Source organism: Chryseobacterium sp. UF-290, from assembly GCF_058245615.1.
The window spans coordinates 247,425-272,256 of record NZ_JBSICB010000002.1; the positions used below are offsets into that span (position 1 = coordinate 247,425).

Genomic DNA, 24,832 nt, shown 5'->3' on the forward strand with positions numbered 1-24,832 from the left:
ATAAAAAATTTACAATGAAAAAAATAAAGATTCTAAGTTTATTAACGGCCGGAGTACTTCTGTTCAATGCCTGTTCGGGACGAAAAGATGATCCTAACTTTATCCGTGTAGGAATTACCTATGGGCCGGAGCAGGAAATTGCGGAAGTCGCTAAAAAAGTTGCGAAGGATAAGTATAATCTGGAAGTGGAGCTTATTCCGTTTAATGATTATGTAGTTCCGAATGAAGCTTTAACGAATGGTGATATTGATGCCAATGCGTTCCAGCATGTTCCTTATTTAACGGAGCAGTCCAAGCAGAGAGGTTATAATCTGGCTGTAGTAGGCAATACTTTTGTCTATCCTATTGTGGCTTATTCAAAAAAAATCACCAATATCAGTCAGCTACAGGAAGGAAATACCATTGTCATTCCGAATGATCCTACTAATGGAGGGCGTTCCCTGCTTTTACTGCAGAAAAACGGTTTGTTAAAATTGAAAGACGGCGTCGGACTCCTTCCAAAGGTTACTGATATTACAGAAAATCCCAGACAGATCAGGATTATGGAGATCGAAGGTGCCCAGATTCCAAGAGTTCTGGATGACAGAGACGTTGTGGTAGGGATCATCAATAACAATTTTGCAGCCCAGGCCGGATTGGATTCAGAAAAACAAGGTGTGCTTAAAGAAGACAAAGATTCTCCTTATGTGAATGTTGTGGTTGCAAGACAGGACAACAAGAACAGTCAAAAGGTCAAGAATTTTGTAAAAGCTTACCAGTCTCCTGAAGTGGAAAAGAAAGCCAGAGAAATCTTCAAGGGCGGAGCGGTGAAAGGATGGGAGTAGTGAGTTAGAGGGCCAGCGGGTTTGAAAATATATGAGTGGATATGACAAACAAGCAAATTTACTTATCCGCCTATTCGCCCTTTTGCGATTTTGCCTTTTCCTCTTACTACCCTTATCAGCTGTCAATTAAATGGCAGTTTTTTTGTTCGCAAAAATTATTATCTCAAATTGAGATAATAAAAAAATTTTCTTTACTTTTGCTTTTAATCAAACAGAAAGGCATTATGTTAAAGAAAACCGTCATTATAAGTTTATTCACCTTTATATCTGCATCTTATATGGCACAGACCAGTACTCCTCTACCCGTTTATTTGGATGAATCAAAACCTGTAGAACAGCGTATTCAGGATGCACTTTCCAGAATGACCCTGGAAGAGAAAGTGGCGATGCTTCATGCACAGTCGAAGTTCAGCTCACCGGGAGTGCCCAGGCTGGGAATTCCTGAATTCTGGACGACTGACGGTCCTCACGGGGTCCGCCCTGAAGTGATGTGGGATGAATGGGACCAGGCCGGATGGACCAATGATTCCATTATCGCCTACCCTGCCCTTACTGCTTTATCCGCAACATGGAACAAAAAAATGTCATGGAACTATGGTAAAGCATTAGGTGAAGAAGCCCGATACAGAAAAAAGGATATTCTTCTGGGCCCGGGAGTCAATATCTACAGAACTCCCCTGAACGGAAGAAATTTTGAATATATGGGGGAAGATCCTTATCTGACCTCAAAGATGGTAGTACCCTACATCAAAGGGGTACAATCTAATGGTGTAGCAACTTCTGTAAAACATTTTGCCCTCAATAATCAGGAAATGTTCCGTCATACCAGCAACGTGAATGTAGACGACAGAGCCTTGTATGAAATCTATCTTCCTCCTTTCAAAGCGGCGGTCACAGAAGGAGATTCATGGACGATCATGGGTGCTTATGATATGTACAAAGGCCAGTATGCCAGCCAGAACCAGTATCTTTTAAACGACATTTTAAAAAAGGAATGGAACTATAAAGGTGCAGTAGTTTCCGACTGGGGGGCTGTAAACAATACTGAACAGGCTATTCACAATGGTCTGGACCTTGAGTTCGGGTCATGGACCAACGGTCTTTCTGCCGGAACTAAAAATGCTTATGACAATTATTATCTGGCCAAACCCTATCTCGATCTGATCAAGGCAGGAAAAGTTGGAACCAAAGAGCTTGATGATAAAGTAACGAGGCTGCTTCGCCTTGCTTACAAAACAACGATGAACCGTAACAAGCCTTTCGGGAATATCGCTTCTGAAGAACATAAGGCAATTGCAAAAGAAATCGGGGACGAAGGAATTGTTTTACTGAAAAATCAGGGCAATGTTCTTCCGATTGATATCAGTAAAGCTAAAAAAATTGCTGTTATTGGTGAAAATGCGATCAAGGTAATGACCGTAGGTGGAGGTTCTTCATCATTAAAAGTAAAATATGAAACCTTACCCTTAGACGGAATCCGATCAAGATTTGGGAAACAAGTTGATGTACAGTATGCCAGAGGCTATGTAGGAGACATTGGCGGAGAATATAATGGAGTAAAATCCGGACAGGATTTAAAAGATACCCGCTCTGAAGCTGAACTATTGAATGAGGCCGTAGAGCTCGCTAAGAAATCCGATTATGTGATTTTTGTGGGCGGATTAAACAAATCGGACTTCCAAGACAGTGAAGGTAATGACAGAAAAAGTTACGGACTGCCTTACAATCAGGACAATGTAATCTCTGCCCTTGCAAAAGCCAACAAAAACCTGGCAGTTGTTCTGGTTTCAGGAAATGCTGTGGCGATGCCATGGATCAAAGAAGTTCCGTCTATTGTACAGGCATGGTATCTGGGGTCTGAAGCAGGAAATTCTATAGCCTCCGTCCTGGCAGGAGATTCAAATCCTTCAGGAAAGCTTCCGTTTACCTTTCCCGTAAAGCTGGAAGATAATTCAGCCCATCAGCTTGGAGAATATCCAGGTCAGAAAGACGAACTGGCTGCAGGAAAAGGAAAGGACCAGAAAAATCCGATCAATATTACGTATAACGAAAGTATTTTTGTAGGATACCGCTGGCATGATACTAAAAAGATCAAACCTCTTTTCAGCTTCGGGCATGGATTGAGCTATACCACATTTGAATTTGGGAAAGCAAAAGCCGATAAAACAGCAATTTCACAGGAAGATAAGATCACTTTCACAGTAACCGTTAAAAATACAGGAAAGAAAGCCGGAGCTGAAGTAGCCCAGCTTTATATCAGTGATTTGAAATCATCTGTTCCACGCCCGGCCAAGGAACTGAAAGGCTTTGAAAAGGTATATCTGAATCCCGGTGAACAGAAAGAAATTACTTTCACCATTGATAAAACCGCATTAAGCTATTTTGACGCCGGCAAACATGATTGGGTAGCCGAGCCCGGAGATTTTGAAGCTTTAATAGGAAATTCTTCGGATGCTATTAAAACGAAAGTGAAGTTTACGCTGAAGTAACTGATCCTGAAAATATATCAGAAGAGGCTGTCCTAAAAAGAACAGCCTTTTCCTTTGAAATACCCGCAGAACCTTAAACTCAGTACCCGGCTGAAAAAGCCTATTAAATTCAGCCGTGACTCGTCCTGCTATGAAAGTTTTTTAATTCACGTTTCTGTCTGTTTTGTTTGAACAGTGAGAAACTATGATTTTATTTTCTGTTCCTGTTCTTCAGGTCATCTGAAAGAGAATCCTCTTTCTTGATTTCTTTTAATTTCTGGTTACCAAACGTCCAATATAATCCCAACCTTATGCTTCTGCTGTCGTTGTAAGATGAATTTTTATATACGATCGGGTATATGGCTTCATCATAGTTTTTCTGGCCTCTCAGCAGATCTGTGACAATAAGATAAGTAGTAAGGTTAAGATGAGGAATTTTCTTCTGTAAGGTTATGCTTAAATTGTTGGTCTTTCCATGCTTGAAAAATCCATCATAAAAATCTGTTGAAAATGAATATGAAACTTCCGCAGCATATCCCTTTTTGAAGAGGATCCCCAAAACAGTCCTGTTGTCGAAAGCAAAATTGGTTTTTCCTTTTTCAAAACCTTCGAACTCCATGATCGGAAGGTAATTCACATTCATATAGTTTTTGACGATATATTTGTTTTTAAATACCTTGTTCAGCGCAAGACTTGCATACAAGGTCATCATTTTAAAGTTGTTGTACTCCTGCACGAGGTAGTCATCTCTTTTTACAATCAGGGTACTGATGTAATTCGGGGAATAGTTCATTCCCACAGACAGCATCTGACTCTTATAGTACAGGGAAAGGTCAACTTCATGCTCTATCTGAGGTCTCAGATTGATATTCCCCGAAGTGTAAAGCATACTGTCGTCACTGTTCTTTCTTCTTAGCTGATTCAGCAGAAAATAATCCGGTCTGATCAGTGTTTTCTTATAGCTTGTTTCTACCTGAAAATTATCGGAAAAATTGTGCTGTACCAGAACATTCGGGTAAAATCCGTCTATTCTGAAGGAACTTGAGCTGAGATCATGATCAAAAAAGTTCGTAAGGTTCCCTTCATAACGCATTCCCAGTCTTACATAAGTTTTTTTAAACTCTTTCTGTCCTTCCAGAAACACAGCATACTGCTCTTCGCTATAATTTTGCATGCTTTCCTGTGAACTTGTATCATTTACCGTGATATTGATCGGATTATTGATATCGCTGTACGAAAACCTTCCTCCTACAGACCACGTTCCCCATTTCTTGGTCTGGAGGGTATAATTGGCATTCCCGATATACATATTGATATTTCTTGAAGAGGAATCGTCTATCCTGTTGCCGTCAAGATAATCAGGCTGCTGGTAAAAATAATTCCTGAAACTGTTGTTCGTTTTTCTGTTGGCATTTAAGTATTCAAACTGAACAGTAAGCTTTTGAGTGGCAGAATCATTTTCAAATTTATAGTTGGCCTGGACATTGGTGCTTCGTCCCAGATCTTTAAAGTTTGAATTGTATTTAAAAATAGAATCTTTTCTGGAAATTCTTTCTGCTGTAGGCAATCCGTTGTCCGCATTGAGTTCACTCTGTGTATTGGCAGGATTGTACTCGCCATACAGACTGAATTTGTTTTTCTTATTGGCAAAATAATTAACCAGTAGGGAATAAATATTCGTAGATTTCTGGATATCCTGCTTCTGTGCGATATCCCAGATGTTGTTTTTATACTCTCTCTGGGCATTTACCTCATTAAGAACATTGGCATGTGTACTGCTTAAAAGCGTATTGATTTCAAATTTATCAGACTTATAATTAAGATTCAGGTTCTGAGACATATTCATTTTTCTGGTAAATCCAAGGCTGGAGCCAATTCCCAGTTTCAAGCCTTCAATATTACTGTTCACCAGGTTAATCTTAATGATCGACTGCTCATCGGCAGGATAAGAAGAATCCGGGGTACCGATTACTTCAATGTTTTTGATCAGCTTGGCGGGTATAGATTCAAGATAATTTTTAAGTTCTATACCCGACAAGCGGAGCTTTCTGTCATTGATATATACGGTGGTATATTTTTGCTTGATTTTTATTGTTCCTTCCTCAGAAGCATCTGCATATCCTGAATTTTTGATAAACTCCCAGGTATTGTTGGCATCAGCTGTAGCAGTACCTGCGGGGGAAACTATGATTTTTCCGTTCTTAAATTTTACCGTTGTGCGGGTAATCTTGATTTCTTCAATTTTATTTTCATTTTTAAGGGTGTCTTTTTGTTGCGCGGAGGTTAATATTACTATCAGTGAAGATAGTAATATTAAGGCTCTGCTGGTTATATTATGAAGATAAATCATGATGTTGCTGTAATTGTTTTTTTAGAATCCTCAAGGTTTAAGAATGCGCTTAAGTTTAAAAGGATCATTAATGCTCCGAAGAAATATAGGTTCATGGCGATGATAATTCCCGTATGTAAGGCTACAACCATCCAGATGAATACTTTTCTCGTGCTTTTCTTCCACATAAAATAAGGGTAAAACAACTCGATAACGATGGTTGAAATTCCTATGAATATCGGGATAACAGGGAAGTTGACAAAGATGTCATAGCTGCTGTTATCCAGGATATAAGACTGGAATCCCGGCAGGTGTAATGCCTTCCAGATAGATTCTCCGTTCCACCAGTTGATTCCGAAAGCTTTATCCAATCCTGAAGTAAAGTAAACGATACTCATGTGTATTCTCAGAAGATTCCTGAAAGGAGTAGGATTGATCTCGTCATATTTAAATATTTTCGAATCCAGAGAATAGAAGCTTCCCAGCGGAAACAGAAGGCAATAGAACATGGCGATCGTCTTGAAGAAATCTATACCGTACATGAAAGTACTGGAAGACTGGAAGATCAGCAGATGAAGAATCAGGATAAGAGCGGCTGATAGTCTGCTCATAAATCCAGCCGTCAATGAGATACAGGCCAGAATATAGATTACAATATATCCCATTATTACGGCACTTTCTGAAATATTCATGGTGCCTAATAATTTGATGACAAAATAAAACGATGGCATTTTATCTGCCCCCAGAAATCCTACGACTTCCAGTGGTATCAGCCCCTGATCTGTAAAAAGAAGATTAAAATCAGTAAGCGTGGAAACAAAGTGCACTAAGAAGAATAATCCCATGGAAATTCTAAAAAATGCAAAGAACAGTTTATCTTCCGGTTTATATTCGTTGAAGAACTTATAAAATTCAGTTGGAAGCGATGTGGTTTTTCTTAATAGGCTTAGCATCGATGTCAAGGAGTTTAATTAGTACTGGTTTAGTTTTGTTGTCTGTTTTTATTTCATGCAGCATTGGATGATGGTGCAGGTAAAGTGTACAGGAAACACTATAGGTATCAGGATTATATTCTTTGTAGTAATATCTGCCGATACTTTTAATGAATATATCCAGGAATTCACCGTATTTGTCAGATTCATTAAATTGTGTGGATTTCTTTTTCTGCATCTTGTTTTCCAGAATGGTCAGCCTGTCCTGGAAGTATCCCAATAAAGTATGATATCTGTTGAGTCCTTCTTTGGATTTGAACGGCGGAAAGTAAGATTCTTTCACAAGGTTCTTGTTTTTATCATATACGGATACTTTTAAGATATATGAGCTCGCCACATTGGGAGCAAAGAATCCGTATCCTGCATTAATTCCTGCAACAGCCTGATACTGCTGGATAAAAGGGATAGAGTTGAATTCTCGGATGCCTTCTTTTGTATCTTTCAGAGCGGCTGTAACATCATTTTCCACATAGGAGGTTGATTTTTCATAGGAGTCGATGGTACTTGAGGTACACACAATCAGTATCAGCGCAATATGGACCATACTGAATATGAAGAAGAGTTTTGGGTATTTCATAGTAAGTAGTTTAAAAAATTAACATCTAAATATTACAGCTGCCATTGTCACAGTGAATCGGGATTATTTTCCGGTTTACAGCAAGCTGTATATAAAGTCCCTGGCCAGCTTTTGTAATGTGAAGAAGCCAAAGGACCGGAAATAAAGGCCATAGCAGCGGCAGGCTTGCCAATATTCTGAAAATAGATTCGTAGCCATAGGCCCAGGTAGTGCTGTAAGAGGCCATTTGCTTTTCAGCCAGAACCAGATCAATTCCTTTCATTTTCTGTCTTCTTTCCCTGAGAGAACGAAAATCAACCTTATCCAGCCAGTCTATCTTCTTTACGGTCTCCATAAACCGGGTGCAGCGTGGGCACCAGCTGTCATAATACACTATCAGCTTTTTCATAATCTAGTTTTTGGGAAGCTGCTTTTTTATGAAAGCCTTTATTCTGCCACTATTATTCAGGATCTTCAGCTTAAAAATACTTTCACCGGAAGAAGCGTTTACAACGTAAAATTCATTGGCAAAATTGATCTTTGTCTTTACAGAGTCGTTTTTAGGTAAGACCTTCAGCTCATTACTGCTGTTAATATACTTCAGATCGCTTGTCTGGGAAGGATTATACAAAACCACCTCCAGGTTTTCTTTTGATGAATTTCTGATCTTTAAATTCTGCTGTGCAGGGATTGCCCATTGGTTCCGGTAGATATGTCTACCTCTTTCGATCTTAAACGAACAAAGAAAAAGAACCGCACCTGTCGTTAATAATAAATAAAAATAAAGGCTTTTCATAACTGTAATTATTTATAGGTTGCAACAATTCTACCCAAGTCCATTTCCGGAGCTTCAATGGCAGATACAATTTTTGTTTCGAAAATGCTCACCGCATCTCTTTTTATACAGTTATCTACAGAACATTCTTTTTTGAAGGTTTTGTTCGTGATTACCGTACTTTTTATGAATGCTCCCACTTCAGTTTCCAAAGGTGTATTCCTGCTAAGTGTATCATATTTGATCTTATCGGTATTGTCAGAAACTTTGTCGAATGATAATAAAGACACTGTTGTCAGTATTGCGGCTGGTAGTATTAAGATATATTTTTTCATAGGGTTTAAAGTTTTTTAGAAACACATTCAGTTGAGGGTTTCAACTGAATGTGTAGGTTGAATAATATTATTTGTAGTTTTCAAGAACTTTATCAAAAGTAAGAACCGGGTCAATAGAGGTGCTGATCGCTTTTTCGCTCGCTACACTTACTGTTTCCACAGTTTCTTTAGAAAGTACTTTTTTCTTGGTGTTTACTGTTACTGAGCTGCTTACAGCAGCACCTCCAGCAAGCTCTACAGAAGAAACTTCATTTATGTTTCCATTTCCGTAGTCTAAATAATTACTTTCTGATGTCCATGAAGAAAGAGCTAAAGGAACGATAGCCAATCCTGCAAATAGTAGTTTTTTGTAGTTGTTCATAATAAAAATGTTTAATTTGTTATTTATACTCGTTTATAATTTCATTGAATGAAAGGGTTGTTTCAATAGAAGTACTGATTCCCTTTTCACTGGCAACATTTACTGTTTCAACAGTTTCTTTAGAAAAAACCTTCTTTTTATTTTTCACTACTACGGAGCTGCTTACTGCCGCTTCACCAATTACTTCTATGGAAGAAATAGTGCTGGTATTTCCGTTGCTGTAGTTGACAGACTGATCTTCAGATGTCCACGAAGAAAGAGCCAAAGGAACTATTGCAAGTCCCGCGAATAATAGTTTTTTGTAGTTTTTCATGATAAATGGTTTAATATGTTATTTGTAATCGTTTAAAATTTCATTGAATGAGCGGGCTGTTTCAAGAGAAGTGCTGATTGCCTTTTCGCTCGCTACACTTACTGTTTCCACAGTTTCCTTAGAAATAACTTTCTTTTTGGTTTTTACTGTTACTGTGCTGCTTACTGCCGTATCACCAACTACTTCTATGCTAGAAATAGTGCTGGAATTTCCGCTGCTGTAGTTGACAGACTGGTCTTCAGATGTCCATGAAGAAAGAGCCAAAGGAACAATTGCAAGTCCCGCGAATAATAGTTTTTTGTAGTTTTTCATGATAAAATGGTTTAAAATGTTATTTGTAATCGTTTAAAATTTCGTTGAATGAGCGGGCAGTCTCAATAGAGGTGCTCAGCGCTTTCTTTTCCGCTACGCTTACTTCCTCAATGGTAGATACGGAAAGAACTTTCTTTTTAGTTTTCACTGTTACGGAGCTGCTTACTGCCGCTTCACCAATTACTTCTATAGTAGAAATAGTGCTGGCATTTCCGTTGCTGTAGTTGACAGACTGGTCTTCAGATGTCCATGAAGAAAGGGCCAAAGGAACTATTGCAAGTCCCGCGAATAATAGTTTTTTGTAGTTTTTCATAATAAAATGTTATTAATAGTTTTTAAAAAAGTTTTTAGTTTTGTCTAAGCGTAATAAAAATATTACTGATACGTTTTTACGATATCTTCTATCGAAAGTGAGCTTGAAGGCTCAAGTATTGTGGTGGTGATCACAATCTTTTGCTGGGAAGGCCCCAGGTCAAAATGGTCTGTAACAGAAAAGATATTCTTCCTTGTCGTTTTAGACTGAACTACTACTACATCAGTATCACCAATGGTTTCGTTGTGAGAAAATGTCTGTTTTTTTTCAGTGTTCCGGTAATCAGGACCGGAAGTTTTTGAGTTCCAGGAGGAAAGGGCAAGAGGTATAATTGCCAGACCTGCCAGAAGCAGTTTTTTGTAGTGTCTCATATTATAAATGTTTAAAATGTGTTTCGGGTAGTTGGTTTCAAGACATGCCTTTCGCTGTTTCTCTGCTTGAAAAAGAGAAATTGGTATATTATGTCTAAAAGTTTTTCAGTTTTTAAGCCTAGATAAAGACTACTTTTCCGCCGATAAGAATAAACGGCCTTCTTGAATTGATGTTATCATCCTTTTCCAGGGCAGCAAGATAGATTCCATCCTGATACCGGCTGGCAAATGACAGCCTGTTATTGACCACAGAGCGTGTCTCCTGCTTCTCCCAATTGTTGTCTGTAAGCCTGTAAAGGGTATATGAGATTCCGTCCTGCAGCTTTGCATGGATTGTTTTTTCTGCCAGTGACTGGATATCTGATGTATTTTTATGATCATAAGCCAGGTTTCTCATTCTTTCGGCTACAGATTCTACCTGAGAAATACTGATCGGTGATTTTTTGGATTGATCAAAGAACAGCAGCTTCCCGTTCTTGTCTACATAGAAAAGAGATTTCTTTCCGGAGCTTTCCGGAGTATGAACCAGATACAATGCCCCTACGCCCACTTTATCAAATACCTTTTGCTTATGCTTAGGACTTATTGCCGCTACAGGAAGCCATTTGTTGAAACAGAAAACAGAAAGTAAGCCAAGCTCGGTTTTATCATCATAAAAGCCGTTCACATTATATCTTATGGTTTTGGTATACTGATCGGTCACATCAATATCTGAATAGGTAGAGGTAAAACCCATTTTACTGAGGGTCTTGTAATACTTCAGATATACTGATGCCGTATCCGGTACAAACCCTCTCCTGTATACTTTAGTAATAGTATAAGAGTTGTGAAGAGTATCTTTTATGCTGTTTATGATTTTGGTCGGATTAAAATTTCCTATATTTTCCGTCCCCCCTGAAAAGGGAAAAGACTTTTTCTGATCAAAGACCAAAGCGTTCCAGGCTTTCCCCCCGTTTGCATTTCCCCAAACCGGCGCATAATCTATAGTAACCGGTATTCCGTTTGCCTTGTTGATATAGTTTGCCAGATTCACCATAGCGATGTCAGAGCCTTTGTTTCCTGTCAGTAATTTATTAAATGACCAATAATCTTCCTGTGGAAAAGGATCTGAATAAGGCATTTTTAAATTCTTTAGTTTATTGTTTAGGAAATTGGCAGACTCTATTACAGATTTTTCAGAATCCAGTACATAATTTGAAGGAAGTTCATAGTTTTTCAATACAATCTTTCTCCAGTTAAAATCTTCTGAAAAATTCACTTTATACGGAAGAACAAAATTAACGAAGCTGTAATCTGAAATAGCGTTAGAGCGGATCAGCTCTTTAGACTTATCATAGGAAAGCTCTATATTGTCTTTGATCTCTTCATCCTTAATAAATTTTGAATCCTGCTCCTGAACTCCTGCTGCACTGATGTGGAAATTTAAAATAGCATTTTTCTTCAGGAATTCAAAAGCGTTCTTATAATTGATACTTTTATCGCTGTTCAGTATACCATAATTATTGGTTTTGTCAGAGCAGGACACCAGGGTACAAATACTCATGGCAAACAATACGTTTCTTTTATTGAATATTGATGTTTTATGAATTTTCATGGTCAGCTATTTTGTTTTGTTTTTCTTTTACAATATTATCTATTCCGAAAAACAAACACACTACACTATGGTTTAGTTCCGTACTACACCATAGTGTAGTTTTTATTCAGCGCTGATCCTACGCTTATCTCCCATGCAGAAGGCATTACACTATATTATAATATTCCTGAGATTTTACATTCTGGCAGCAATTTCATTGTTAAAGGAAAAAGCAGGCTTCTTGAACCTGCTTTTATAGTAATGATCATTATAATTAAGATATACTTCACCTTCATTTTTCTTATCCCGAACTCAGGTTAATATATATATAGAATATATAAGAACACTAACTGTCCTTCTGTTTCAGTCAAATTTCCGGATCTGTGGAATACCACCTACTCTATTTTCCGCCTCCTGCATTTTTCTCTACATCGGTCTTGGTATTTTCTTTCACCTTCTGATTTCCGAAACGTTTCACAAAAGTCAGGGAGACACCATACCAGTCCCATTTTGAGTATTCCCTGAAGGTCCCATCCGGGCTGTACGTTGTATTATCAGCATATGGCCTTTTAAAGATATTCATCAGCTGCATACTCAGTTCCATCTGTGTTTTAGGAAAAATCTTGGTCACCGAAATATTGTGAAAGACATTCGTATTGTTGGCATATGAATTCCCGTTATTCTGATTTGCAATTTCCATCCATGCGCTCAGGTTAATATTTTTACTGAAAAGATTGGTATAAGATACATTGGCAGAAGCCCCCCAATAGCTGATATGATCTTTAGCACCCAGCTTATTTTTCTCATTAAAATCTTTATTATTAATATAGTACCATCCAAACCCCGCATTTACGTTCAATTTATTTTTCAGGAAATTCTGATTCGTATTGGCAAAAAGATAATACTTCTCAACCTTTCCATCAAAGTTCCCCGGTAAAGAAACTGTTCTTCCGTTCTCCGTCACATAAGTGGTCCAGTAATCCTGATTGGTATGCATATATCTTGCAGAAATAAAGTACTTTTTCAAAATTCCGAATTTCAGATAAAGACGGTCATTCGGGTTAGGATTCAGGTACAGGTTTCCTCTGGAATACGTTCCGTTAATCTCAGGAACAAGAAAAGGATTGAACTCAGAATACCAAGGCCTCCAGATACTGCGGTTATAGGTAAGGCTTACATCATATTTGTCTGAAAAGCTATATTTCAGCAACAAATTTGGCAGGAAAGTATTGTATGAATCTCTTCTCTCTGTGCCGGCAACATCCTGTCTTACTTTATAATCAATATACTCATACCGAAGTCCTATCCTTGTTTCCAGTTTCTTGAAAAACGTTTTGCTGTAGTTGACATATAAGGAGCTCAGATTATCCTCATAATGGAACCTGTCATTTTTGGAAAGATTGTAAAATTCCGACTGAGAGTCATTCATACTGGATCCATAGAGACTATTGGGAATAGCATGATTATTAAAATCTGTTTTCCCTCCTACTTCAAGAGTTCCGCCTGATTTCCCTAACGGCTGTGTATAGTCCACCTTCAGGTAATAATTACGCATCTGATTGCTATTGATAATTCCCAATTGCTGCGTTTTTGTCAACCCTTGCTTTTCAATTAAATTATCATTATCATAGCTCGAATAATTGGTTCCTATATTGATATCTAAAACTTTATTCTTTTCTTTATCATAGTACTTATAAAAAGCATTCGTCCCTAAATTACGGCTAAATCCCCATGTATTCTGAGTCTGGTGATAAGAATCATCCAGAATACCGTTCACTGACAGTGTCCCGTCTGATTCTGCAAAAGACAGACTGCGGTTTTGATAATACTCCAGCACCAATCCGATATTGTTTTTCTCATTGATCTCAAATTCTGAGGTAGAAGAAAGAGAAGGACTTTCATTTCTCATCTCATTTTCCATACTGAATCTGGTGATTTTATTATTTTCATACCGGGTATCCATAGATTCATTCTTCTGAACATAAGTCCCGTTATTATAACTTCCTATAAAGGTCTGGGTAAATCTTTTCTTATGATAGTTCAGATTAAAATTGGTGTATTGTGAATTTTTGGTACTCTGCCTGTTGTTGAGCGATATGCTTCCTTTTACCCCTTCGTCATCCCTCTTCTTCAGGACGATATTGATCACAGAGCCTAATGTTTCGTAACGTGAGGACGGACTGGTTATCACTTCAATTTTCAACAGATTATCTGCCGGAATCGTTTTAAGATATTCCTTTAATTCTTTCCCTGTGAAAACGGATTTTCTATCATTGATGTATACAGTAACCATCTGACCTTCCGCTTTTACATCATCATTATTGTCAATGCTTACCAAAGGCGTCATCCTGAGAACATCCCATGTTGTATTTCCTGCCAGTATTGCACTGTTCGCAACATTGAACACCGTTCTGTCCACTTTGGATTCTACTGTCGGCTTTCTGGCAACAAGGGTAACCCCTTCTATTTCTTTCGCATTGGTCTGGACAGTATCTTTTACAGCCTGAGCCTGCTGGGCCATTGTCAAAGAACCGATTAATAGAGCGATTGGAAATAAGATTATTTTCATGTGAAGTATTAGTTTTTACCTATAAGACCACTACTATCGGATATTTGTTACATCAAAAATGGAAAAAAAGTAAAATAAACACTTAATCTTCAGAAACATACTCTTAGCCCCAGAAACATAAAATCAAAAACAATGAAAATTAACCACAAAAAAGCATCAATAACAATCATATCCGTAATAAATAAAACAAAAACACGATTTATATTTAATTTAAATTTATTTAAAGAAAACTTCACCTATTACATCAGAACTCTTCATCTATAGCTAAAAAAGCCCGGATCTCACCCCGGGCCCCTAGCAATAGCAAATTTACAAGGATTACTATTAAAAAACAGGCTCATTTAAACTTTCAAAATAATGGATACCTCCTACTTCATGCAGGCTGAGTTTATCTTTATTAAAATCCGCTTCCTGATTTTTGCTGTTTTTCAGGAAAGAATTGCTGAACAAGGCATAAGAAGGCTGCTCTGCCAATCCGTTTTTCAAAAGCTGATGGGCCTCTACAATGGTCTTACCATACAGTTTTCTGAAATTCCCGATATTATATTGTGAAAATGTTCCGTAATGAACAATGAACTTCAGAGAAAGATCAATGGTTATGCTTAGGCTCCTGCTCAATTCTTCGATTTTTCTGTTGAAAGCATTCCTCATTTTCAAAAGCATTTTTGAAATATTCTGATAGGACGGACTCTCATCATAACGATAAAATAAAATGGCATCTCCTTCAATTTCTGAAATTTCGAAATAACGACCGTTCACATCGATCAGTGTAGATAGTAGTTGTCTGACAATATATTCTCCTGTATAAAGTTTTGTATTGAACACAAATTCTGTAAATCCGCTGAAATCCGGAATAAGAATGATCCCCTCTTGTATATCTGTATTCTTCATAATGATAATGGATTAAAAACCTGCTGCATCATTACAGACGAAGCAGGATCAATTTTACTTTATTGCCATCCTCCTTCTACAGAACGGTAGAGCTCCGTTATGACATTCAGCCTTTGGCCTTTCAGGGAAGACAGCTCCATTCTGTCTGAAGCTTATTGGTCTGAGCTATGATCATTTCTACATAAGTCGCTGAATTGCGCAGGGAGCATTTTTGGCGAAATGGCAAAATGGCGAAATGGCGAAAAGAAAGATGTAAAGGAAGCAGAAAAAGTAATAAGCGAATTCACTATTTTAGCTTTCTGCAGTTTTGTCTTTTTATCAGACAACATCAATAATCAGTTCTTTATTATAACCGTTATATTTTTCATCAATATATCCGTGAGGGTTACAGATTACTTCTGTTTCGCCTATTTTATATCTGGATGGAGTGTGGATATGCCCATGAATCCAATATAATGGCTGATATTCTGTTATCAGGTCTTCCAGATCAGAGGCATAGGCAGATGTGAGCGGATCTTCTTTATATTCATCAGGAACAGATTGTATACTTGGCGCATGATGGGTAACCACAATATTTTTAAGTTCTTTTGAATTTTCAAGGCTTTCTTTTAACCACTGTTTTGAAATCTGATGGATCTTGAAGGTATCTATTGTTCTCATTTTGGAATACGACGGATCACGTTTAATCATTTTATAGTCATTCATTTTCGGCTGACAGAACATTCCGTATTCTATCGGATTTCCAAAGATTGAAAAATCTGTCCACAATGTTGCTCCGTGAAAACGTACTCCATCAATATCAACAGCTGAATTCTCTAACACATATACATTTGAATCCTGAGCTGCCTGCTTTATTTTATTCAATGTCTTCGGATAAGAACCTTTATAGTACTCATGATTTCCCAGAACATAAATGACCGGTTTATCAGATATTGTACTTTTAATCCATTCAATTCCTTTGGTTCCTAAGTTGATATCTCCTGCCAAAACAACAATATCCGGATGATCAAAACTTAATTCCGTACTTCCAAATTCCCTGTGAAGATCACTGATGATCTGTATTCTCATGATACAAAAGTAGTGAAGAGGGGTAAAAGAGCAAAATGATGAAAGGGCTAAGAACGCAAAGGAAGCTAAGAAAGCAAATAAGGCAAAGAGTAAGGGCTATCTATAAGCCTTTTTACCTCTTCGCCATTTTGCCCTAAAAAAAGAACCGACACCTAAAGCACCGATTCCTTCCTCATATAGTTGGTATAATTTTAAGAACGCTTATGATGAAACTGCGACTTCGGCCCGTTTCACTTTTAGGTTTTTCAATATAAAATACAATAACATTCCCAGCGCAGCAAGAGCATACCCTATCAAAATAATCAGATTCAGGCTGCCCACTGCCCATTCAGAGGGAAAGATCTGGCCCATTAAGGTCATAAATGACAGTCCGATCCCAGCTCCCAGGAAGTAACTTGTAGAGCTCAAACTTGATGCCAGCCCGTAACTGGAAGATTCAACATCCTGAATTGCCATTACTGAAAGTGCCGTAAAGCAGAATGTCATTCCAATTCCGGAAATACATGCTGCCCCTAATAATACTACAGTTAACGGATGTCCCATGTAGACAGATATCAGCAATAATATTCCCCCGGCCAGCATAAAGAGCCATCCGAAGACCCCCATTTGGGAAGAATTTAATCGCTTTGAAACGTGAGGTAAAATAAATTTAGCGGTCAAAGCTGATATAACACTGAACGGAACAAGCATTAATCCGGCAGATGCAGCGCTATATCCCATATCTTTCTGAAGCATCAGCGAGATAAGAAATAGAAAACCGATGAAAAACGCTCCCAACGTAAGGAATACCGCATTGGAAACCACTAATGATCTATGTTTAAAGAGCTTTAGATCAAATAATGGCTCTGTAACAGACTTCAGCCTGTAGAATACCAGAACCAAAAGCAGCACAGCCAGGATCAGAGATCCTGCTACAAAAAAAGGCTGATCTTTGATATGAACCAGCTCGTGGGTTCCATAGGTCAGGCTTAAAAGTCCCAGCACCATCATGATTCCGGAAACAAGATCTGTTTCCTGAGCGGTTTCATTTTTCTCATCTGCAGGTAGATAATAATAAGACAGTATTAATGTGATAAAAAGGACCGGTACATTAATCAGAAAGACCCAATGCCAGCTCAGATATGTACTGATAATTCCCCCTACAGAAAGACCGCTTCCCGATCCAATGGCCGCAAAGGAACTGAAAATCCCTATCGCACGGTTCCTTTCCTGCTCTTCCCTGAAAGTATGGGTCACAATCGACAATGCTGACGGCATTACCAATGCCGCCCCTAACCCCTGCAGAGCCCTGAAGACAGCCAATACTTCAAAACTTCCCGATAATCCTGCACCCAATGATGTCAGCATAAAGATCAGAGCTCCCCACAGGAACATTTTCTTTCTTCCGATCTGATCAGAAAGCTTCCCTCCAATGATCAGAAAGCCACCAAAAAACAGCACATAAAGAGTTTGCAGCCACTGAACGGTCTCAGCTCCGATCTTAAACTGCTGCTGGATAGAAGGAATCGTTAAGTTAATAATGGCAATATCCAATGCTTCTACAAAAGTACCTACTGATGCTAAAATTAATATTACATTCTTCCTTGTATCCATATATTCAAATTTCCTGCAAAATTAAAATTAACAGAACGTATTTAAAAATTTAACCTTAAATTTGGAACAATATTACACATACAACACAATAAAAGGAACAAAATACCTGTAATAAGAAATAATAACCTATAAAACAGAACAAAATGACAGCAAACAATTATATTCCCGACGAAAAAGACTTATCGATTCTCAGGCTTCTGCAGAAGAACGCTAAAATGAGTATCCGTGATATTTCAGCAAGGGTCAGCCTGAGCCCTACTCCCACCCATGAACGTATCAAGCGTATGGAAAAGCTGGGAATCATTAAAGAATACACGATTGTTGTAGACCGTAAAAAAGTCAATAAGGGGATGATGGTCATTTGTATGATCGCTCTGAATGTTCACAATAAAAAAACGGCCGGAAAATTTATTGAAGAAGTCGGTAAACTGAAAGAAGTAGTTGAATTTTACAACATCAGCGGTGACTTTGATTTTATGCTTAAAATTCTTGCTCCCAATATGGATGAATTCCATGAGTTTTTTGTGAATAAACTTTCCGAGATCGAAGGTATTGGACAGACAAAAAGTATTTTTGTCATGAACAGCATTAAAGAAAGTACACAGATCGTATAGATTTATAAGCCAAAGTCAAAAAAAAACGAGACAATCAATATATTAATCTATTTTTACAATCATCACTATACAGGTTTAAACTTTTCCAGCTAAATTAAAAAAAACAATAAAATTTAAACACAAGCTATTTAAAAACGTTTTTTCTCCATCTATCTGTGCCTGATCTTTACCATAAGAACCTTGGAATATTATTTATTTTTTTAGTACATTAGTAGTGCTGATTTCCCTATAGATCAGCAAATTATTACCAAAAACAACAGAAGATGATGATGCACAGTAAATTTATTAATTCAGGTACCTGCAACTGGCTGTTAGCAGTACACTGTAAAACTATCAGTATGTATACAACATACAGTTCTGTACGTTAACACTGCGGCAACAGATCTCATGGAACATGATCGTTATCTTCCGGAAACAGCACTTATATTAAGCTTATGAAACAATTTCATATTGATATAAATGATCACAAAATCACGAAATCCGTGATCCGGATCAACGGAACTGATTTAAAGAGACATCTGTTTTTATTAGTTTTTATAATAATTTCTTTTTTGAGCTGCCACTCTAAAAAAGACATTGATGAAATAAATGATGCTTTATTAAAGAAGAGCGAAGCATTAAGACTGAAAGGAAAAGATACTGAGCTTATTGCACTTAATAATGACATCATCAGGCAAACAAAAGAGAACGGGTATAAGAAAGGCGAGGCATTGGCATACATCAACCTTGCCAATATGTATGCCACTATGGGAAAATACAAAGTCAGTCACTATTATCTGAAATCCGCAGAGAATATTATTAACCAGCTTAACGATAACTTCCTATATGCCAAGCTATATCATGAATATGGCCAGATGAATTTCGTTACAGGTTTAACGAACACCGCTTTAAGCTATAATGCCAAAGCGATTTATTATGGTAAAAAACTGAAAGAAAAAGGCTGGCTGCTAGGCAACATGTATGAACAGAGAGCCGATTTTCTTCTTTCATCAGATAAGGATTCGGCATTGATCTACTATCATAAGGGACTCAATGTAGATCCTTCCGCACTCAACAGCGCCCAGCTTGGCAGATACCATTTGCTTCAGACCAAAAACATGGATTCAGCCACTTTATATACCAGCAAAGCCTTATCTCTCCTTAAAGACTCAGAATCCGGAACTGTAAGACAGGGTGTCGTATATTCTTTTTATGCAGATCTTCTTGCTGAAAAGAAAGAGTATGAAAAGGCCCTTGAGTTTTATAAGAAAGCAGCGGATATTTTAGTAAATACCAAAAGAATCAACAAACTGCCGGAACTCTACCAACAGATCGCCGTTACCTACGAAAAGGTCAGCAATAAAGAAATGGCAGATCAGTATTCTTTAAAGGCAAAACAATTAGACAAAGCCTTAAAACAGTCCGGAAATGAAGCCATAGATCTTTCATTAAGCGATGTAGTCAAACAGAAAAGCAAAGACAATATTAACCTGATGGTTATCGGAGCTTCCATTTTTACATTGGGGATTTTTGCATTTTTATACCTTAAAAGAAGAAAACACAAAGAAGAAAATAAGGACTTCCAGATACCTGACGCAGAAACATCACAAAAGAAAGAAAAAATTTCCAAAGAAGATTTCGCGGAGCTACTGGATCTGGCCAGAAAGAATGATCTTAAATTCTTAAAGAGATTTGAAGAGATCAACCCAAGCCTTTTTCAGAATGTCTTAAAAATAAGTCCACAGCTTACCAAGTCGGAATTATCTTTATGCGCGATGATCTGGCTAGGATTTTCCTCTAAGGATATAGCTGATTTCACATTCATTCAGCACAGGTCAGTACAGACTAAAAAAGGAAGACTCAGAAAGAAACTGAACGTTTCCTCAGACAGGGATCTTTATAGTTTTTTCATGTCTTTATAATTTTTGCCTTCATAAATAGTATTTTAAATTCTGAATCGACACATCTGACAGGCAACAGAATTTTCTCACATCAAAATTTAAGGTACAAAAATCCTCAATACCGGCTTTTTATAGTGTGTATAAAATTTACATTCTAAAACATTTCCATTAAAATATCGGTCTTATTAAACATAGAAAAGTCCAAATATTGATCATAATATTTCAGCTTTTTCCCCTGTTTTCTTTATTTTAAAATGAATTTAGCAAAAATCATAATCAACTATAAATCAAATAAATAACATGCGACATAAATACATAGTGTAGCCATGTCGTATGTTATTTTTTGGAAATATTTGCCATTATTGAATATGTTTGTGATGTGAAAAATATAAACCTTACAAAAAAATATAAAAACAAAAACAAAACGATAGCATCCCTCCCCTCTACACCACTTACTTAGATTTAATAAAAAGCATCAATAAATACAAAATAACAATAAAAATGATGATCGGAGGGGCGGGATTTTTTATACACTAAACAGATAATATGCATAAAAACACAAACGAAAAAAAAGAGGCCTAAAACAACACAATACACTATGATGAAATGAATTATCTTAACACTTAAGGTATTCAAACCAATATTATTTGTTTAGCTATGAGAGATTACCCTGGTTGTAATCTCTCATTTTTTTGTTAAAACATCTTTGATTCTTCAAATCCTCTTTCCTTTCTCCTCAGCTTTTACACCTGATCCACTTTTTGCATCATTCACAAATTTTGAGAATAATCCCCCAAAAAAACAGCTGTATAATAAATACTATAAAGCTGTTTTAAAGAGATATTTAATACCGGTATTTCCCGGATACGATCTTATCAGATTTTATTTCCAGTAATTCCAGACGGATCCATCAAATATGGCTAACGTCTTACTGGCAGTATCATAGCACATCATTCCAGGATAAGGATTCTTCACACTGAGATGAGGCGTTGCAACCCGGGGAAGGATCATTGCTTTATCCGGAGACTCCAGCACCAATACTCCATCCGCTGTACTGGATGATGCGCCTATAACAACTCCCTTTCCTAGCTCCGCAGTATTATTCACCACAACAGCAGTAGAACTCCCAGCATCTGACAATGGCTTCCATGTATCATTTTCATACACCTTAACCCTGCTATCCGTCACATCAAAAACAAACGTTCCATTGACCAGCGATCCGGCAGCAAGTCCTGTTGTTGCAGGAAGAATCAACCCTTTTGTGTTACCGGATACATTGTTGAAGTCCAGGACCGTACTGCTGCCCTCAACCTCCTGTTTTCCAATTGCTACCTGAGCAAATGAAATATTAAAAAGAACCACAGCAACCACTATACTTATATTTTTTATATTTTTCATACTACCTTGTCTATTAGATTAATCGTTACAGCTTCTCTCTATACATTTCCATTCGGTACCATTATAAAGCTTTATACATTTGTCCTGAATATCATACAGCAACATTCCTTCTTTCGGATCCGCAACAGCATCTCCAGGCTGTGGAGTCTGGCTCACATGCTGAACCCTGGTAACAACAAAGCCTTTGTTTTTTGATTCCATAGCCAGAAATCCGTTAGGAACGTTTTCAGGCCAGGCGTTTGCTTTCTGCTGTACCGTAATTCCAAACTTGGTAAAACCATCAGGAGTTCCTGTAGTTGGAGGTTTGGTACAGAAACCATCTATCTCATCAATAATTGCAGGTGCGTTACCACAGCTGTTTTTGTCTTCCGATAATCCATTGGGCCATAATGAAGGACACATTGCTTTGGTGGCATTAGGTCCACAAAAGCTGGCCCCACCCATACCAAGGTTAGACACAGACCCCATCGCAATGGCTACAATCTGGCTATCATCACTGATCACACCACCTCCGCCGCTTACATCTGCTTTTGCAATACAATAAGCCTTACCTGTAGGAATACCAACGTATTTCACTGACGGATAAGTTGTAGACTGCTGGGTAAATGTTCCGCAAATTTCCACCACACTGCTGGTTCCCATTTCCATCGTAGAAGTGACTCCCGGATAAGTTCCGAAGAAAGACGGATCTCCCTGGACTACTGAACCCACCAGAGATAAAAAAGATTTTGTTCCCAGTTTTACTTTTGAAGATACATTACTTCCAAAAGTACCTATCGAGATTGTTCCGGTAGATCTGACACTCGCCCCGTCACCAATCTCCAATACTCCATCTACCTGTACATTAACAGACTGTAACTGGCCACTCTGAATGAGAAGTGTTGCTCCATTCGGAATATTAATACTGATACTTACAGTGAGATTTCCATTAAGACAATAGGTATTCCCTGCTGTCATTGCCTGCCCCGTGTAAGCAATACATTGTGCATTTGTTACACTGTAAAAAGCAACCATTAATAAAAAAATCATCTTCTTACTAATGGTGAAAAAATTTAATTTATTCATATATGTTTATAGTAATTTAACACATTATTCGTATTTTAATAATGTTTTTTTAAGATTTCAACACCGCCGGCAGCCTAACAAGCAATTAACATACCAAACTTATATTTAAATAAGAAAATAATAATAAAACACAGCATATAAGCTTATTATATTTAAAAATAAAAGGTTACAATATAATTTTTAAGAATAATTACAAAACATGACAAAACAGGATATTACTCAATAAAAAAATTATATATTAAAGAAACATCTCATACTATTCAATATACTGACATTTTAATATCAATATTACTTTACCATTAATAAAAGCCAAGTTGATAACCTTTAATAATAAACAAAAAGTGTGGCAATTAACAATTCCAGGATCCTACATTGATCCTTCAATAGATATTTTTTAACGGGTAATGATCCTACAAGCTGATCCTTCGGATAAGAAAGATCGCAAAACCGAATGAGCAGTACCATAAAAATTAGCATTAAAAAGCGTAAATTTGCAGCATGAATAACGATACCATTTGTGCATTGGCAACTGCCAACGGAATAGGTGCTTTAGGCATTATCAGAGTTTCAGGGGATGAAGCATTACCCATAGTTCAAAAAAGCTTTCCGGCTAAAAAGCTGGAGAAACAGAAATCCCATACCATTCATTACGGATACTTTATGGATGGCGGGGAGACTATTGATGAAGTTATGCTTTCGATCTTTCTGGCTCCGAAAAGCTTCACTACAGAAAATTCTGTAGAAATTGCCTTTCACGGTTCCCCACATATCGGTAAACGTATTCTTGAGACCCTGATCAAAAATGGAGCACGAATGGCTAAGGCAGGTGAATTTACCCTGCGTGCATTCATCAATGGAAGGATCGATCTTTCTCAGGCTGAAGCTATTGCAGATGTGATCGCCTCTGAAAATGAAGCCTCCAGAAAGGTAGCTATCAATCAGCTAAAGGGAGGAATTACCAATGAAATATCCTTACTGAGAACCGATCTCCTGAATTTTGTTTCTCTGATCGAACTGGAACTGGATTTTGCAGAAGAGGATGTAGAATTCGCCGACAGAACCGCGCTAAGCGGACTGCTGGATAAAATTGAAATCAAATTAGATTCCCTCATTGAAAGCTTCCAATACGGAAATGCCATTAAAAACGGAACAGCCGTTGCCATCATCGGAAAACCCAATGCCGGTAAGTCTACCCTACTCAATGCCCTATTGAAAGAAGAAAGAGCTATTGTAAGCAATATTGCCGGAACGACAAGGGATACGATCGAAGAGGTACTGCATATTAAAGGTCACGCCTTCAGGCTGATCGACACCGCCGGACTTCGTGAAACAGCAGATGAGATCGAAGCTATCGGAGTAAAAAAAGCCAAAGAAAAAGTTGAAAATGCCAATATCCTGGTATATCTGGCCGATGCAGCTACAGAGAATTTTTCAGAAGATATTGACATGATTCAATCCCTGCTGAGAGATGATCTGAAGCTTATTATCTGTGCTACAAAAATTGATGAAGTGACTCCAACAAAATATGAAACCGTAGAGGATGTCTTCAGAAATGCCATTACCCATGAATTTGATTTCATCAAAATTTCTGCCGTTGAAAACCAAAATATCCAGGATCTTAAAAATGAATTATCTTCATACGTGGAACATTTAAAATCTGAAGAAAATAACGTTGTTATTACCAACCAGCGCCACTTCGAAGCCCTGCAAAAATCTTCAGATGCCGTACATAAAGTAAAAGAAGCTATTTCTTTCCAGATTTCTACAGAATTATTGGCATATGAATTGAGAAATGCACTGGAACATCTGGGGACAATTTCTGGTGAAGTGACTAGTAATGAGATACTTGGAAATATCTTCTCAAAATTTTGTATCGGCAAGTAATAACTGTCTGATTTTCAACAATTTAAACCTAAAAAAACTTCCCTGTTTTTCTGCCAATTATTGATTACACAGTATGAAAACGTTAAGACTATGCAGACAATAAACCGATAAAGGAAGGCTCAGAAAAATTAAATCAGATCCAGGAAATACATTTTAATGGATTGCAATATCCATTTTGTATACCAATAATCAGATTGCTTTTTGTTTGCAATATGTAAAAAAAACCGACAAATCTGTTAACTATGTCTGAATTTTCGGTTAAGTTTTATAATAATTTAATGAAGTAATTGGGATAGTTCCAAAAAAACACCTTTCACAACCACAACATTATCAATACATTAAAATAAA

23 protein-coding genes are annotated in these 24,832 nt (G+C 37.4%); 5 read left to right on the plus strand and 18 right to left on the minus strand.

The features are described from left to right. Positions 1 to 14: 14 nt before the first annotated feature. Together metQ and AC4IF5_RS03435 are read left to right on the plus strand one after the other, a co-directional pair. Positions 15 to 824 carry a methionine ABC transporter substrate-binding lipoprotein MetQ gene (gene metQ, locus AC4IF5_RS03430; RefSeq protein WP_490731692.1) on the plus strand — a complete coding sequence of 270 codons (810 nt, stop codon included), beginning with the start codon at positions 15 to 17 and terminating at the stop codon, positions 822 to 824. A 278-nt stretch (positions 825 to 1,102) separates the two neighbouring features. Continuing rightward, on the plus strand, positions 1,103 to 3,313 hold the full coding sequence (locus AC4IF5_RS03435; RefSeq protein ID WP_490731901.1) for a glycoside hydrolase family 3 C-terminal domain-containing protein: 2,211 nt from the start codon (positions 1,103 to 1,105) through the stop codon (positions 3,311 to 3,313). A gap of 190 nt (positions 3,314 to 3,503) precedes the next feature. On the opposite strand, the gene AC4IF5_RS03440 is transcribed toward AC4IF5_RS03435, so the two are convergent. The 16 genes from AC4IF5_RS03440 to AC4IF5_RS03515 all read right to left on the minus strand — a co-directional run bounded on the left by AC4IF5_RS03440 (position 3,504) and on the right by AC4IF5_RS03515 (position 17,643). Further along, a complete protein-coding gene (locus AC4IF5_RS03440; protein ID WP_490731694.1) occupies positions 3,504 to 5,642 on the minus strand; it encodes an outer membrane beta-barrel protein in 2,139 nt (712 codons plus the stop codon). Continuing rightward, positions 5,639 to 6,574: an HTTM domain-containing protein gene (locus AC4IF5_RS03445; protein WP_490731695.1), complete on the minus strand. Its 936-nt coding sequence runs from the start codon at positions 6,572 to 6,574 to the stop codon at positions 5,639 to 5,641. The genes AC4IF5_RS03440 and AC4IF5_RS03445 overlap by 4 nt, the downstream gene beginning before the upstream one ends. Beyond that, positions 6,534 to 7,190 carry a hypothetical protein gene (locus AC4IF5_RS03450; RefSeq protein WP_490731697.1) on the minus strand — a complete coding sequence of 219 codons (657 nt, stop codon included), beginning with the start codon at positions 7,188 to 7,190 and terminating at the stop codon, positions 6,534 to 6,536. The genes AC4IF5_RS03445 and AC4IF5_RS03450 overlap by 41 nt, the downstream gene beginning before the upstream one ends. Positions 7,191 to 7,215: 25 nt before the next feature. Then, positions 7,216 to 7,578: a thiol-disulfide oxidoreductase DCC family protein gene (locus AC4IF5_RS03455; RefSeq protein ID WP_490731699.1), complete on the minus strand. Its 363-nt coding sequence runs from the start codon at positions 7,576 to 7,578 to the stop codon at positions 7,216 to 7,218. A 3-nt stretch (positions 7,579 to 7,581) separates the two neighbouring features. Then, positions 7,582 to 7,965: a hypothetical protein gene (locus AC4IF5_RS03460; RefSeq protein ID WP_490731701.1), complete on the minus strand. Its 384-nt coding sequence runs from the start codon at positions 7,963 to 7,965 to the stop codon at positions 7,582 to 7,584. A gap of 8 nt (positions 7,966 to 7,973) precedes the next feature. Next, positions 7,974 to 8,279, minus strand: a complete 306-nt coding sequence (locus AC4IF5_RS03465) for a hypothetical protein (protein WP_490731703.1) — start codon at positions 8,277 to 8,279, stop codon at positions 7,974 to 7,976. A gap of 67 nt (positions 8,280 to 8,346) precedes the next feature. Further along, a complete protein-coding gene (locus tag AC4IF5_RS03470) occupies positions 8,347 to 8,640 on the minus strand; it encodes a hypothetical protein (protein ID WP_490731705.1) in 294 nt (97 codons plus the stop codon). A 19-nt stretch (positions 8,641 to 8,659) separates the two neighbouring features. Beyond that, positions 8,660 to 8,953, minus strand: a complete 294-nt coding sequence (locus tag AC4IF5_RS03475; protein WP_490731706.1) for a hypothetical protein — start codon at positions 8,951 to 8,953, stop codon at positions 8,660 to 8,662. Between the two features lie 18 nt (positions 8,954 to 8,971). Then, the gene (locus tag AC4IF5_RS03480; RefSeq protein WP_490731708.1) at positions 8,972 to 9,265 is read right to left on the minus strand and encodes a hypothetical protein; all 294 of its coding nucleotides are present in this window, start codon (positions 9,263 to 9,265) and stop codon (positions 8,972 to 8,974) included. Positions 9,266 to 9,284: 19 nt separating this feature from the next. Further along, a complete protein-coding gene (locus AC4IF5_RS03485; protein WP_490731710.1) occupies positions 9,285 to 9,578 on the minus strand; it encodes a hypothetical protein in 294 nt (97 codons plus the stop codon). A 62-nt stretch (positions 9,579 to 9,640) separates the two neighbouring features. After that, a complete protein-coding gene (locus tag AC4IF5_RS03490) occupies positions 9,641 to 9,949 on the minus strand; it encodes a hypothetical protein (protein ID WP_490731712.1) in 309 nt (102 codons plus the stop codon). 118 nt (positions 9,950 to 10,067) lie between these two features. Then, on the minus strand, positions 10,068 to 11,543 hold the full coding sequence (locus AC4IF5_RS03495) for a hypothetical protein (protein WP_490731714.1): 1,476 nt from the start codon (positions 11,541 to 11,543) through the stop codon (positions 10,068 to 10,070). 379 nt (positions 11,544 to 11,922) lie between these two features. After that, complete coding sequence (locus AC4IF5_RS03500; protein WP_490731716.1) at positions 11,923 to 14,091, minus strand: outer membrane beta-barrel family protein; 2,169 nt, start codon at positions 14,089 to 14,091, stop codon at positions 11,923 to 11,925. A 324-nt stretch (positions 14,092 to 14,415) separates the two neighbouring features. Next, a complete protein-coding gene (locus tag AC4IF5_RS03505; RefSeq protein WP_490731718.1) occupies positions 14,416 to 14,982 on the minus strand; it encodes a DUF2652 domain-containing protein in 567 nt (188 codons plus the stop codon). A 318-nt stretch (positions 14,983 to 15,300) separates the two neighbouring features. Beyond that, positions 15,301 to 16,050, minus strand: a complete 750-nt coding sequence (locus AC4IF5_RS03510; protein ID WP_490731720.1) for a metallophosphoesterase — start codon at positions 16,048 to 16,050, stop codon at positions 15,301 to 15,303. Between the two features lie 201 nt (positions 16,051 to 16,251). Beyond that, positions 16,252 to 17,643, minus strand: coding sequence for an MFS transporter (locus tag AC4IF5_RS03515; RefSeq protein WP_490731722.1), 1,392 nt, complete (start codon positions 17,641 to 17,643; stop codon positions 16,252 to 16,254). Positions 17,644 to 17,786: 143 nt separating this feature from the next. On the opposite strand from AC4IF5_RS03515, the gene AC4IF5_RS03520 reads away from it, so the two are divergent. Together AC4IF5_RS03520 and AC4IF5_RS03525 are read left to right on the plus strand one after the other, a co-directional pair. Then, positions 17,787 to 18,257: an Lrp/AsnC family transcriptional regulator gene (locus tag AC4IF5_RS03520; protein WP_490731723.1), complete on the plus strand. Its 471-nt coding sequence runs from the start codon at positions 17,787 to 17,789 to the stop codon at positions 18,255 to 18,257. Between the two features lie 434 nt (positions 18,258 to 18,691). After that, positions 18,692 to 20,158, plus strand: a complete 1,467-nt coding sequence (locus tag AC4IF5_RS03525; protein WP_490731724.1) for a tetratricopeptide repeat protein — start codon at positions 18,692 to 18,694, stop codon at positions 20,156 to 20,158. Between the two features lie 861 nt (positions 20,159 to 21,019). On the opposite strand, the gene AC4IF5_RS03530 is transcribed toward AC4IF5_RS03525, so the two are convergent. Together AC4IF5_RS03530 and AC4IF5_RS03535 are read right to left on the minus strand one after the other, a co-directional pair. Continuing rightward, positions 21,020 to 21,535 carry a phage tail-like protein gene (locus AC4IF5_RS03530; protein WP_490731726.1) on the minus strand — a complete coding sequence of 172 codons (516 nt, stop codon included), beginning with the start codon at positions 21,533 to 21,535 and terminating at the stop codon, positions 21,020 to 21,022. Between the two features lie 18 nt (positions 21,536 to 21,553). Then, positions 21,554 to 22,564, minus strand: a complete 1,011-nt coding sequence (locus AC4IF5_RS03535) for a phage tail-like protein (RefSeq protein WP_490731727.1) — start codon at positions 22,562 to 22,564, stop codon at positions 21,554 to 21,556. A 534-nt stretch (positions 22,565 to 23,098) separates the two neighbouring features. Between AC4IF5_RS03535 and mnmE the strand changes: the two genes are divergently transcribed. Then, the gene (gene mnmE / locus AC4IF5_RS03540) at positions 23,099 to 24,484 is read left to right on the plus strand and encodes a tRNA uridine-5-carboxymethylaminomethyl(34) synthesis GTPase MnmE (protein ID WP_490731729.1); all 1,386 of its coding nucleotides are present in this window, start codon (positions 23,099 to 23,101) and stop codon (positions 24,482 to 24,484) included. The last annotated feature ends 348 nt before the right edge of the window (positions 24,485 to 24,832 follow it).